A 13,658-nucleotide genomic window follows, 5' to 3' on the forward strand; every position below is an offset into this window, starting at 1 on the left:
AAAATTAAAAATGAATTCTAAAATATATTATATAAATTAATAAAAATAATAAGATTAAATATTTTTTAAAATATATATTTATGAATAAAATTCTTATTATTGCAGAAAAACCTTCTGTTGCATGCGATATAGCTAAAACATTAGGTGGATTCACAAAATATGATGAATATTTTGAATCTGATCGTTATGTACTTTCATCAGCAATTGGTCATTTATTAAAAATTTCTGTTTCCAAGGAATATAATACAAAATATAACAAGTGGACTTTTAAAAATTTACCAATAATTCCATCAAATTTTATTTTAAATCCAATTATTAAAACTAAGTCTAGATTAGAATTATTACATCTTTTAATTAAACGTAAAGATATTGTTGAATTAATTAATGCTTGTGATGCCGGTAGAGAAGGAGAATTAATTTTTCGTATGATTGTAAGCTATACACATGCAAAACAACCTATAAAACGATTATGGTTACAATCTATGACATCAAGTGCAATTCGAGACGGTTTCGCTAATCTAAAGAAAGATAGTGATATGTTATTATTAGCAGATGCCGCCCGCAGTCGTAGTGAGGCTGACTGGTTAATAGGTATTAATGGAACACGTGCTATGACTGCTTTTAATTCAAAAAATGGTGGATTTTATTTAACAACTGTAGGTAGAGTACAAACACCTACTTTATCAATTGTAGTTACTAGAGAAGAAAAAATAAAAAAATTTATACCGAAAAATTTTTGGGAAATAAAAGCTACTTTTATTAGTTTTAATCCAGAAAATAATATGAAAATTATTTATGAAGGAAAATGGATAGACTATAAATACAAAAAAAATAATCTAGATTTAGAAAAAAAACCTGAACGATTGTGGGATAAATTAACTGCAAAATCAATTATATCCAATTGTATTAAAAAAAAAGGAATTGTTACTGGGAAAATTAAATTAATTAAATTAAAAGCGCCTCTTTTATTTAATTTAACAAGTTTACAGCGTGAAGCTAATTGTCGATTTGGTTTTTCGGCTAAAAATACTTTGAATTTAGTACAAAAACTTTATGAAAAGTATAAAGTTATAACATATCCAAGAACTGATTCATGTTACTTACCAGAAGATTATAAATATTATATTGAAAAAGTTTTTTTATCACATAGTGAGCATAAAAATTATCAAAAATTTACAAAAAAAATTTTGAATAAAAAATGGTATTTTTTAAAGAATAAACGTATTTTTAATAATTCTAAAGTTAGTGATCATTTTGCAATTATTCCTACTACAAAATTGTTACCTAAAAAAGCATCAGATTTAGAATATAAAATTTATGATTTAATTATGCGTCGTTTTATAGCAATATTTTTTCCAGTTTCTGAATTTCAGGAAATAACCTGTTTTACTAAAATTAAAGAAAATTATTTTAAAAGTCAACAAAAAATAATAATTAATTCTGGGTGGTTGATAGTTTATGATAACAAAATAAATAATAAAAATATAAAAAAAAATAATGAATTACTTAATATAATTAAACTAAAAAAAGTAAAAGTTGATTTAATGAAAGTAAATATGTTAACTACAACTCCTCCTGCTCGATATACAGAAGCTACATTATTATCAGCAATGGAAGGAGCTGGGAAATTAATTAATTTAGAAGAATTTCGTGATGCAATGACAGAAAAAGGATTAGGGACTTCTTCTACACGTGCTTCTATTATAGAAGGTTTAATTAGTGAAAAGTATTTATTAAGAGAGTTTCAAAAAATAATACCAACAGCTAAAGCTTTTCAGTTAATGATTTTATTACGTGGGCTTGGTATTAATGAATTAACTGATCCAGCATTAACTGGAGAATGGGAATATAAATTAAAGCAAATAGAAAAAGGAAATATTAGTCGAGAAGAATTTATGTGTGAAATTAAAAATATGGCTAGAATTATTGTTAAAAGAGCTAAGGAATACAATTGTAATACAATTCCAGGAAATTATATAACATTAAATTCAATATGCCCAAATTGTAAAGGAATTATTAGAGAAAATTATCATAGTTTTTCGTGTATTTTTTGTATTTTTTCAATAAATAAAATTTTAGCTAATCGTCAATTTGAAATTTTTGAAATTGAAAAATTATTAACTAATCATATTATAGGCCCATTAAATGGTTTTCGATCAAAAAGTGGCAGAATATTTTCTGCAATGATTAAAATTGTATATAACACTGAAATAAAAAATTATAAATTAGAATTTGATTTTGAAAAAAATAATAATATTAATAATAATTATTTATTTGATTTTAAAAAAAAAAATATTTTAGGAAAATGTCCAATATGTAATGGAAATGTATATGAAATTGGATTAATTTATTCTTGTGAAAATTTTTTTAAAAAATTAAAAAAATGTAATTTTCGTAGTAATCGTATTATTTTAGAAAAAGAAATTCTTCCCGATCAAATAATTAAATTACTTAATAAAAACAAGACTGATTTATTAACTGGTTTTATATCTCAGCGTACCAAGCGTTCATTTAAGGCTTTTCTTGTCAAAGATAAAAATGGAAAAATTTCATTTGAGTTTGAAAAAAATAAAAATTAATTTAAATTTAATATCTATAAATTCAATTTAAATAGATTTAATTATTCTGATAAAAAAATTTTTTTCAAGTACTTTTTTTTACAAAAATCCAATTATTTTATTAAAATTTTTGTTTATCAAATTCTAAAAACTATAGTAAAAATTGTAAAATTACAAGATTGTTCTAAAATATTATGATTTCAATTCAAATTTCAAATGAATTAAAGCTGCAATTTTCTAAACCTATAACAGTTTTAGATGTTGCTTCTCATATTAGTGTAAATTTAGCTAAAACAGCTATAGTTGGTAAATTAAATGGTGTATTAGTAGATTTATCTTATGTAATTGATCATGATGTGAATTTAATTATAATAACAGAAAAAGATAATATTGGATTAAATATAATTCGTCATTCAACAGCACATTTATTGGCTTATGCAGTTAAAAATTTATTTCCTGATTCTCAAATAGCAATTGGACCGGTAATAGAAAATGGATTTTATTATGATTTTTTATATAAACGTTCTTTTACAAAAGAAGATTTAATATTAATTGAAAAAAAAATGATTGAACTTTCCCAAAAAAATGAACTTTTTTTAAAAAAAATTATAACTCGTGATAAAGCAATTGCATATTTTGATTCTGTTAATGAACAGTTTAAAAAAAAAATTATTAATTTAATTCCTAATAATCAAGAGATATCCCTATATAGTATTGGTTCTTTTGTTGATTTATGTCGTGGACCTCATGTTTTCTCAACAGGAAAATTAAAAATATTTAAATTGATAAAATTAGCAGGTTCTTATTGGAAGGGTAATCAAAAAAATAAAAAGTTACAAAGAATATATGGAACAGCTTGGTCTACAAAAAAAGATCAAGAAATATACTTACATATGATAAAGGAAGCAGAAAAAAGAGATCATCGTAAGTTAGGAAAGCAATTAAATTTATTTCATTTTCAAGAAGAAAGTCCTGGTTTAATATTCTGGCATCCAAAAGGGTACATTATATTACAAGAAATAAAAAAATATATGAGAAAAATATATAAATATAATGGTTATAAAGAAATTAAAACACCACAAATGTTAGATCTTTCATTATGGAAAAAAACTGGTCATTGGGAAAATTATAAAGATAACATGTTTACGACAAAATCAGAAAATCGTTTTTATGCATTAAAACCAATGAATTGTCCTGGACATATTCAAATTTATAATTCTAATTTTCATAGTTATCGTGATTTACCATTACGTTTTGGTGAGTTTGGTCAGTGTCATCGTAACGAATCATCTGGTTCTTTACATGGGATGATGCGAACAAGAAGTTTTATTCAAGATGATGGGCATATTTTTTGTACAAAAAGCCAAATTAAAAATGAAATTGTTGTATTTAATGAGCTAGTACATAAGGTATATAATGAGTTTGGTTTTAAAAAAATAAAAATAAAATTAGCTTTACGTCCGAATAAAAGAATAGGTGAAAATAATATTTGGGATTTAGCAGAAAATTCATTACGTGAGGCAATTAGTAGCTCTGGAGTTACATGGGAAGAATTCCCAGGAGAAGGAGCGTTTTATGGACCAAAAATTGAATATCATTTAAAAGATTCAATTGGACGTTCATGGCAATGCGGAACTATACAAATTGATTTTTCTATGCCACATCGTCTTGGAGCGGAGTATATAGCAGAAAATAATACTCGTAAAACACCAGTTATGTTACATAGAGCTATTATTGGATCATTAGAACGTTTTATCGCAATTCTTGTTGAAAATTATTCTGGAGCTATGCCTGTATGGTTAGCTCCAATACAAGTTATGATACTCAATATCTCTAAAGAACAAATTGAATATGCTAAAAAAGTATTTAATTTTTTAAAAAGTAAAAAATTTAGAGTTGAAGTAGATTTGCGTAATGAAAAAATTGCTTATAAAATACGATTACACTCTTTGGAAAAATTACCATATATAATAATAGTCGGTAATAAAGAGCTTTGTGAAAATAAAATAACTGTTCGTGCGCGAGGTAATATTAATCTTGGTATTATGTCAATTGATATGTTAGTTATTCGCCTAACAAATGAAATAAATACTAAATATTTATAAGAAGAATTAAATTATTTTTAAAATTTTAAAATTTAATAGGAGAGAGAAATAATTATAGATAGACCTAAACATCGTATTAACCGGGAAATTATAGCTCCAGAATTACGTTTATCTGGTATAAAAAATGAACCATTAGGTATTGTTACTTTAGAAAAGGCTTTTTATTTAGCTGAAAAAGAAAACGTTGATTTAGTTGAAATAGCTCCTTTCGCAAAACCTCCTGTGGCGCGTCTTATGGATTATGGTAAATTTAAATATAGAGAGAAAAAAAAGGCACATGAAGTAAAAATGAAACAAAAAGTTATTTTGATTAAAGAAGTTAAATTTAGACCATGTATAAATGAAGGTGATTATAATATTAAATTACGTAATTTAATTAGATTCTTAGAAGAAGGAGATAAAGTTAAAATTACATTACGTTTTAGAGGACGTGAAATGTCTCATCAAGATATTGGATTTCGTGTGCTTGAGCGTATAAAATCAGATTTAGAATTATATTCTCAAATTGAACAATTTCCTAAAATAGAGGGGCGTCAAATGATAATGATTTTATCTCCAAGAAAAAAAAAATAAATTAATATTTATAATATTAATAAAATTAAATAAAAATTACAATGAAGGAGTTATTTTCTGTGTTTAAAATAAAAACGAAAAGTAGCGCAAAAAAACGTTTTTTTATACGTACTGGTGGTGTTATTAAGCGTGGACAAGCTTTTAAACGTCATATTTTAACAAAAAAATCCACTAAAGTGAAACGTAAATTACGTGGATTAGCATCTGTTCATAAGAGCAATATAGCGTCTGTACGAGCTATGATGCCAAATTCTTAACGTGTTATAAGGAAAATATATTATGCCTAGAGTAAAACGTGGAGTAACAGCGCGTGCGCGCCATAAAAAGGTTTTAAAACAAGCAAAAGGTTATTTTGGTCGTAGAAATTCTGTATATCGTGTTGCTAAACAAGCGGTCATGCATGCTATGCAATATGCTTATCGTGATCGACGTAATAAAAAACGTGTATTTAGATCATTATGGATTTCTCGTATCAATGCTGCGGTTCGAGAACATAAGATGACTTATAATACATTTATGAATGGTTTAAAAAAATCTTCTATTCAGTTAGATCGTAAATTATTAGCTAGTATAGCTATTACAGATAAATTAGTTTTTTCTTCTATTGTTAATCAAATAAAGGAAAATTTAACTAATAAAGCTTTCTAAATTAATAATTTATTATTTATTGATATGAATGAATTAAAAAAACTTCTCATACAAGCTAAAATTGATTTTTCTACCGCAGTAAGTATTTCTTCTTTAGAAAATGCAAAATCTTATTATCTTGGTAAAAACGGTAAATTAACTCAATATATAAAAAATATTAAAAATATTTCTATAAATGAACGAAAAAGATATGGTGAAATTATTAATTCTATAAAAATAAACATTAAAAAAGAACTTAATATTCATCGTGATATTTTAAAAAAAAAACAATTAAAAGTATCGTTAAAAACTAATAAAATTGATATAACATTACCGGGAAGAGGTAAAAATAAAGGCGGGTTACATCCAATTATGCGTACCTTAGAACGTATTGAAAAAATTTTCTATTCTATTGGTTTTGATATAACAGATGGACCTGAAATTGAAACAGATTTTAATAATTTTACTGCATTAAATAGCCCAAAAAATCATCCAGCTCGTTCAATGCACGATACTTTTTATATTAAAAACAGATACGTTAGTAATAATAAACCATTATTACGTACACATACTAGTCCTATGCAAATTCGTTATTCTAAAATTAATAAACCGCCAATTAAAGTAATTACTTCTGGTCGTGTATATCGTATTGATAGTGATTCAACTCATTCTCCAATGTTTCATCAAATTGAAGGATTGTGGATTGATAAAAATATTAGTTTTTCAGATTTAAAAGGTGTTTATTTAAATTTTATACGTGTTTTTTTTGAATCAGATAACATACAAATTCGTTTTAGACCTTCTTATTTTCCTTTTACAGAACCATCTGCAGAAATTGATATTGTTTTTCAAGATGGTCCATTAAAAGGTAATTGGTTAGAAATTTCTGGTGCGGGACAAGTAAACCCAAAGGTTTTGTGTAATATGAATTTAGATCCTGAGAAATATATTGGATTTGCTTTTGGATCAGGGTTAGAAAGATTAACTATGTTACGTTATGGTATAAATGATTTACGTTTATTTTATAAGGGCAATATTAATTTTTTAAAACAATTTACTTAATTTTACATTAAATAAAAATTTTAACAATGCAAATTCCAGAAAATTGGTTACGTACAATAATTAATCCAAAATTGTCTTCTAATGATCTAGCAAATTTATTAACAATGTCTGGATTAGAAACAGAAAAAATAGAAACAAACATACCAATTTTTTCTAAAATAATAATTGGTAAAATAATAAATATCATTAAACATCCTGATATAGATAATTTTAATATTTGTAAGGTTGATACTTATAAAAATATTTTAGATATTGTTTGTAATATACCTAATATCCGTGTTGGATTAAAGGTTCCATGCGCTATAATTGGATCGTCATTATTATGTATTAATAAAAAAAAATCTTTTATAATTAATATAGAAAAAAAATATAAGATAAAATCATATGGATTATTATGCTCTGAATATGATTTAAAAATAAATAATAAAAATAAATATTTATTTGAATTACCAGAAGATGCGCCTATTGGAAAAAATTTTTATGATTATTATAAATTTAATAATTTAAAATTTGTTATTAAATTAACCCCCAATAGAGGTGATTGTTTATCTTTACTTGGAATAGCGCGCGAAATATCTATATTAAGTAATACTCCATTAAAGTTATTAAATACTAAAATTACTTTACCAAATTATAAAGAAATTTTGCCGGTTAAAATATCAGCAATAGATTTATGTGGTCGTTTTTCTGGAAGAATTATTCGTGGAATAAATCCTAAAGCATTAACTCCTAAATGGATGAAAATACGACTTGAAGATAGCGGGCAAAAACTTGTTTCCGTATTACATGATATTACAAATTACGTAATGTTAGAATTAGGAATTCCTATTAATATATTTGATTTATCTAAAATTTCCGGTGAATTAAATATAAGATGGGGAAATATCGGAGAAACTATTAAAATATCTAATGATTTAATCATTAAGATTGATAAAAATATTGGAATTATTTCTGATAATTTTAAGATAATATCATTATCTGGTATTATCAATGGATTTGATGCGTCTGTAACTTTAAATACAAAAGATATATATTTAGGAGTTGCGTTTTGGTGGCCTAATTCAATTCGTGGAAAATCTAATCACTATAATCTTGTTACTGAATCATCATATCGTTTTGAACGAGGTATTGATTTTAGTAAAACTATAAAATGCTTAGAGCGTGTTACTAATTTAATTATTGAAATTTGTGGGACATCATCATCAAAAATATCTCAAATAGATGATCAAATTATAAATATACCAGTTAGAAAAGAAATTAAAGTTCGATCAGAGCGTGTTATTAAAATTTTAGGTATTAAATTAACAAATCAAGAAATTTCTAATATTTTTATACGCTTAAAATTTCATTTTATTCAAAAAAATAATATTTTTTTAGTTATTCCACCTGCGCATAGATTTGATCTTGAAATTGAAGAAGATATTATTGAAGAGATTATAAGAATTTATGGATTTGAAAATATTCCTATATCGTTACCTATTACTGTTTCTAAAATTTCCCCAATAAAAGAAGGATATCAATCGTTATTTTCTATTAGACATCAACTGGCTTTTGCGGACTATCAAGAGGTTATAAATTATAGTTTTATTGAAGATTCTTTAGAAAAAGATTTTTCTCAAAATATTAATAATTACCCAATTGAATTATTGAATCCAATTTCTAAGAAATTTAATACAATGCGATCAACTCTTATTGGTAGTTTGGTTAATAATATATGTTATAACTTAAAAAGAAAATTAGAGCGCATTCGTTTATTTGAAATTGCTAATGTTTATTTACATGATAAATTCATTAAAGATAGTCCATTTACTGTATCAGGTTATAAAGAATTAAAAAAAATAGCAGTTATTGCTTATGGCCCACTACTAGAACCTCAGTGGGGGGAGGAAAATCGTAATATTGATTATTTTGATTTAAAAAATGATTTGGAAAATTTATTTTTTCCTATAAAATTAAATTTTTTAAAAATTAATAATTCTATTTTACACCCAAATCGATCAGCTCTTATATTTAAAAAAACAAAAAATATTGGTTTTATAGGAGAAATTCATCCAATATTACAGCAAAAGTATGATTTACCATTAGCGCCAATATTTTTTGAGGTGGATGCTTTAGAATTACAAAAACGTCAAATACCAAATTATATTCAAATATCTAAATTTCCTAATGTTGTTCGTGACATAGTATTTATTTTTAATAAGAATATTAATTTACAGGACGTAATGGATACTATGTTTTTTGAAAAAAATAATAATTCAAATTGCTTTATAATACAATCTATTTCATTATTTGATAAATATTGTGGAAAAAAACTAAAAGACAATGAAAAAAGTTTTGCTTTTAGGTGTATACTACAAGATCCTAAAAAAACTTTAAAAAATAATATTATAAATAATGCAATTAATGCGTTAATTAATTCTGTTTGTAAAAATTTTAATGCAAAATTACGAAATTAATTTTTATGAATTTAATAATTCACGTAATACAAATGGTAAAATACCATCATTTTGATAATATTTAATTTCCATTGGAGTGTCGATACGTAATAATAATTTTATTTTTTTTATTTTTTTCCCATTTTTTCTATAAATAATAAAATCTATTTTTTCTAATGGTTTAATTTTTTTTGAAATTCCTTTTAAGTCAAAGTATTCATTACCTGTGATATTTAAAGATTGTATACTATCATTATTTAAAAACTGTAATGGTAATATACCCATTCCTATTAAATTTGCGCGATGAATACGTTCAAAGGAGCGAGCAATTACCATTTTTACTCCTAATAATTTCGTGCCTTTAGCCGCCCAATCACGTGATGATCCTGTTCCATATTCTTTGCCAGCAAATATGATAGTAGAAATATTATTAGAAATATATTTCATAGCAGCATCATAAATTGACATTTTTTCACCACTAGGTTGATAATATGTAAATCCACCTTCTATTTGTGTATTATTTTTACCCAAAATTGTTATTAAATTTTTTATACGTTTATTAGAAAAAGTACCTCGAATCATAACTTCGTGATTTCCACGACGAGACCCATAAGAATTAAATTCATCTTTTAAAACACCATTATTAATTAACCATTTTCCTGCTGGACTAGATTCCTCAATTAATCCCGCTGGAGAAATATGATCGGTAGTTATAGAATCTCCTAATATACATAATGCTCTTGCTCCTTTAATGTTTTTTGGAAAATATTCAAACTTTAATTTAAAATTATTGAAAAATGGAGGTTGAGAAATATATGTTGAAATTGGCCAATTATAAATATTATCAATTACAGTATCGCTAATATTGCTCCATAATTTTCCAGGATTATTTTTAATATTCTTATAATTAAAGTAAAATAAATTTTTATTTAATGTAAATTTTTCTAAAGAATTAATTTCCTCAGTAGATGGCCAAATATCATTTAAATAAATTTTTTTACCATTTTTATCTATTCCTAATGGTTCTATTGTAAGATCAACTAATATATTTCCAGCAATAGCATAAGCTATTACTAATGGAGGAGAAGCTAAAAAATTTGCATAAATACTTGGATGAATTCGTGATTCAAAATTTCGATTTCCTGATAATATAGATGATGTTATTATGTTATTATTGATAATAATTTCTTCTATTTGAGATTTAATTTTTCCAGAATTCCCAATACAAGTAGCACAACCATAAGCAACAATATTAAAACCTAATTTTTCTAAATATAAAAGTAAACCAGAATTATTTAAATATTCAGTAACTACTCTAGATCCTGGTGTAAATGATGTTTTTATTTTTGGTGAAATTTCTAAACCAAATTTTACTGCTTTTTTGGCTAATAACCCAGCAGATAACATTAAATTAGGATTTGATGTGTTTGTGCATGAAGTAATTGCAGCAATTAATATATCTCCATTTTTAATTTTAATTCCATTTTTAGTAATATATATTTTATTTAATTCATTAATATCTTTATTAAAGCCATTTTTAAAGGTTGGTTTAATTAATAATTCAGTAAATTTTTTTTTAACATTATTTAATTTAATAAGATCTTGGGGGCGATTTGGTCCAGATAATGATGGTGAAACATTATCGAGATTTAATGTGATAATATCTGTATAATCTATTTCTCCTATCTTTGGGATACCAAATAATTTTTGAGATTTAAAATAACTTTCAAATGCCTTAATTTCTAAATTATTACGACCTGTATTATAAAAATAATTAACAGTTATTTTATCTACAGGAAAAAATCCAATTGTAGCGCCATACTCTGGAGCCATATTACTAATAGTTGCTCTATCAGGTAATAATAAAGATTTTACTCCATCCCCAAAGAATTCTACAAATTTCCCAACTACATTTTTTTTTCTCAGTAATTTAGTTATTGTAAGTACAAGATCTGTTGCTGTCACTCCTTTATTTAATTTACCTATTAAATTAACCCCTATTACATCTGGTATTAAAAAATAAATTGGTTGACCTAGCATACCAGCTTCTGCTTCAATACCCCCAACTCCCCAACCAATTACGCCTATACTATTAATCATAGTAGTATGAGAATCAGTGCCTACTATTATATCTGGATAATAAATATTATCTTTATTTAATATTCCACGAGATAAATACTCTAAATTAATTTGATGAACAATACCAAATCCAGGTGGTATTACATTAAACTTATTAAAAGCTTGCATACCCCACTTTATAAATTGATATCGCTCCTTATTTCGTTTAAATTCTAATTGCATATTTAAATCTAGAGATTTTTTTTCTCTAAAAAAATCAACTTGAATAGAATGATCAACTATTAAATCTACAGGAACTAATGGTTCAATTTTTTTAGGATTTTTATTTATTTTTTTAGCTATACTACGCATAGCAGCTAAATCTGTTAAAAGTGGTATACCTGTAAAATCTTGCAATAAAATACGTGTAACTATTAATGGTAATTCTTTTATTCTTAAATCTTTAGGTTTCCAATTCATTAATTCATAAATATATTCTTCAGTAATTTTTTTACAATCATAATTACGTATTATTGATTCTAATATAATTCTAATCGATACAGGTAAACGAGAAATATTAATATTAAATTTTTTTTCTAAATCTGGTAATGAATAAAATTTACCCTTTTTATTCTCAGAAATTTGAAATTCTTTTAGGATAGTTTTTTTATGAAACATAATAGCTTTCTATTAACATTGATAAAATAATTTTAAAAAATTAACGTATAAGATGACTAATGCTTAAAATTTCATTTTTTAATTCTTCAATAGAAAGATTAATTTTCTTTCGAGAAAATTTATCAATTTCTAAATTTTGAATAATTTTGTATTTACTATTTTTAATTTTTACTGGAAAACCAAATATTATATCTTTGGGTACATTATAAGAACCATCTGAAGGAATTCCCATTGTAACCCAATTCTCTGTTCCAAAAATCCAATCTTTTATATGATCTATAGCTGCTGATGCAGCTGATGCAGCTGATGAAGCTCCTCTAATAGAGATAATTTCTTCTCCTCGTCTGCTAATAGCCGGTAAAAAAACATTTTTATTCCAGAAGGAATTATTGTTAATCATATCTCTAATAAGTACCCCATTAACTGTTGCATAACGATAGTCAGGATACATAGATAAAGAATGATTACCCCAAACAAATACTTTTTTAATAGATGAGACTGGTTCATTTAGTTTGGATGCTAATTTTGCTATTGCTCTATTATGATCAAGACGTAACATGGCTGTAAAATTTTTATAGGATAAATCTGGAGCTGATTTCATTGTAATATATGTATTGGTATTGACAGGATTTCCAACAACTAAAACCTTAACATCGCGTGAAGCAACAGAATTTAATGCTTTTCCTTGTTCAATAAAAATAGAAGAATTAATAGCTAATAACTCGGAACGTTCCATATTACTTTTTCTAGGAAAAGAACCAATTAATATAGCAATATTTGCATCTTTAAAAGCTGTTATTGGATTTTCATGCACACTAACATCTACTAATAATGGAAAAATACAATCTTCAATTTCCATGATCACACCTTTAATTGCTTTTTGTGATTTTTTATTTGATGCCTCAAGTAATTGTAAAATTATTGGCTGATCTTTACCTAAAAGATCTCCATTAGCAATACGAAATATAATGTTATAACCAATTTGACCTGCTGCACCTGTAATAGAAATTCGTACTGGTTTTTTAAGCATATCTAAAACTCCAAAATTGAAAATTTTTAAATATTATTAATTTTATAAAATTATTAATATAATTAATTATGTTCATATGAAATCAGTTAAAAATAAACATTTTAGAAGGATTCTAACAATGAATAAAATAAATAAACTTAAAGATCAAAAAAAATATAAAAATATAAATATATTTCAAATTATTAATTATCGTTTACCACCTAGTGGAGTTGTATCAATAATGCATCGTATTAGTGGATCATTAATATTTTTTTTATTACCTTTTATTTTATATTTATTAGATCAAAGTTTAAGTTCAAAAAATTCATATGAAATTTTTCGAAAATTTACATCTAATTTTTTTATTAAAATTTTGATTTTATCATTAATATGGTTGTATTTAAATCATTTTTTTTCTGGTATCCGTCATTTAATTATGGATTTAAATATTGGTTTAGATAAAAATATCTCAAATAAATCAGCTATTTTTATATTGATAATAAACTTATCTTTAATATTAATTATAACACTAAAATTTTTTGGAGTAATATAA

The 13,658-nt window shown here is 24.7% G+C and carries 10 protein-coding genes; 8 read left to right on the top strand and 2 right to left on the bottom strand.

Annotated features, from left to right (window positions below; translation table 11 throughout):
• Positions 1 to 80 precede the first annotated feature (80 nt).
• The 7 genes from SSDC_RS00370 to pheT all read left to right on the top strand — a co-directional run bounded on the left by SSDC_RS00370 (position 81) and on the right by pheT (position 9,381).
• A complete protein-coding gene (locus SSDC_RS00370; RefSeq protein ID WP_020915340.1) occupies positions 81 to 2,579 on the top strand; it encodes a DNA topoisomerase III in 2,499 nt (832 codons plus the stop codon).
• 173 nt (positions 2,580 to 2,752) lie between these two features.
• Entirely contained in the window at positions 2,753 to 4,663 is a 1,911-nt protein-coding gene (gene thrS, locus SSDC_RS00375) for a threonine--tRNA ligase (protein ID WP_020915341.1), read from the top strand.
• A 51-nt stretch (positions 4,664 to 4,714) separates the two neighbouring features.
• The gene (gene infC, locus SSDC_RS00380; protein WP_420885228.1) at positions 4,715 to 5,236 is read left to right on the top strand and encodes a translation initiation factor IF-3; all 522 of its coding nucleotides are present in this window, start codon (positions 4,715 to 4,717) and stop codon (positions 5,234 to 5,236) included.
• Between the two features lie 41 nt (positions 5,237 to 5,277).
• On the top strand, positions 5,278 to 5,493 hold the full coding sequence (gene rpmI, locus SSDC_RS00385; RefSeq protein ID WP_420885225.1) for a 50S ribosomal protein L35: 216 nt from the start codon (positions 5,278 to 5,280) through the stop codon (positions 5,491 to 5,493).
• A 22-nt stretch (positions 5,494 to 5,515) separates the two neighbouring features.
• On the top strand, positions 5,516 to 5,884 hold the full coding sequence (rplT, locus tag SSDC_RS00390) for a 50S ribosomal protein L20 (protein ID WP_020915344.1): 369 nt from the start codon (positions 5,516 to 5,518) through the stop codon (positions 5,882 to 5,884).
• Positions 5,885 to 5,908: 24 nt separating this feature from the next.
• Positions 5,909 to 6,925, top strand: coding sequence for a phenylalanine--tRNA ligase subunit alpha (gene pheS, locus SSDC_RS00395; protein ID WP_020915345.1), 1,017 nt, complete (start codon positions 5,909 to 5,911; stop codon positions 6,923 to 6,925).
• Between the two features lie 26 nt (positions 6,926 to 6,951).
• On the top strand, positions 6,952 to 9,381 hold the full coding sequence (gene pheT / locus SSDC_RS00400; protein ID WP_020915346.1) for a phenylalanine--tRNA ligase subunit beta: 2,430 nt from the start codon (positions 6,952 to 6,954) through the stop codon (positions 9,379 to 9,381).
• A gap of 3 nt (positions 9,382 to 9,384) precedes the next feature.
• On the opposite strand, the gene acnA is transcribed toward pheT, so the two are convergent.
• Positions 9,385 to 12,096 (bottom strand): aconitate hydratase AcnA, encoded by a 2,712-nt coding sequence (acnA, locus tag SSDC_RS00405; RefSeq protein ID WP_020915347.1) that lies wholly within the window; start codon positions 12,094 to 12,096, stop codon positions 9,385 to 9,387.
• A gap of 40 nt (positions 12,097 to 12,136) precedes the next feature.
• The gene (locus SSDC_RS00410) at positions 12,137 to 13,126 is read right to left on the bottom strand and encodes a malate dehydrogenase (protein WP_020915348.1); all 990 of its coding nucleotides are present in this window, start codon (positions 13,124 to 13,126) and stop codon (positions 12,137 to 12,139) included.
• Between the two features lie 118 nt (positions 13,127 to 13,244).
• On the opposite strand from SSDC_RS00410, the gene sdhC reads away from it, so the two are divergent.
• Positions 13,245 to 13,658 (top strand): succinate dehydrogenase, cytochrome b556 subunit, encoded by a 414-nt coding sequence (gene sdhC, locus SSDC_RS00415; RefSeq protein ID WP_041193070.1) that lies wholly within the window; start codon positions 13,245 to 13,247, stop codon positions 13,656 to 13,658.

Source organism: Candidatus Profftella armatura (assembly GCF_000441555.1).
Taxonomy (GTDB): Bacteria; Pseudomonadota; Gammaproteobacteria; order Burkholderiales; family Burkholderiaceae; genus Profftella; species Profftella armatura.

Bases quoted from the DNA above. Each gene is read 5' to 3' on its own strand.
- SSDC_RS00370 (WP_020915340.1), top strand. From the start codon at position 81: ATGAATAAAATTCTTATTATTGCAGAAAAACCTTCTGTTGCATGCGAT.
- thrS (WP_020915341.1), top strand. From the start codon at position 2,753: ATGATTTCAATTCAAATTTCAAATGAATTAAAGCTGCAATTTTCTAAA.
- rpmI (WP_420885225.1), top strand. From the start codon at position 5,278: ATGAAGGAGTTATTTTCTGTGTTTAAAATAAAAACGAAAAGTAGCGCA.
- rplT (WP_020915344.1), top strand. From the start codon at position 5,516: ATGCCTAGAGTAAAACGTGGAGTAACAGCGCGTGCGCGCCATAAAAAG.
- pheS (WP_020915345.1), top strand. From the start codon at position 5,909: ATGAATGAATTAAAAAAACTTCTCATACAAGCTAAAATTGATTTTTCT.
- pheT (WP_020915346.1), top strand. From the start codon at position 6,952: ATGCAAATTCCAGAAAATTGGTTACGTACAATAATTAATCCAAAATTG.
- acnA (WP_020915347.1), bottom strand. From the start codon at position 12,096: ATGTTTCATAAAAAAACTATCCTAAAAGAATTTCAAATTTCTGAGAAT.
- SSDC_RS00410 (WP_020915348.1), bottom strand. From the start codon at position 13,126: ATGCTTAAAAAACCAGTACGAATTTCTATTACAGGTGCAGCAGGTCAA.
- sdhC (WP_041193070.1), top strand. From the start codon at position 13,245: ATGAATAAAATAAATAAACTTAAAGATCAAAAAAAATATAAAAATATA.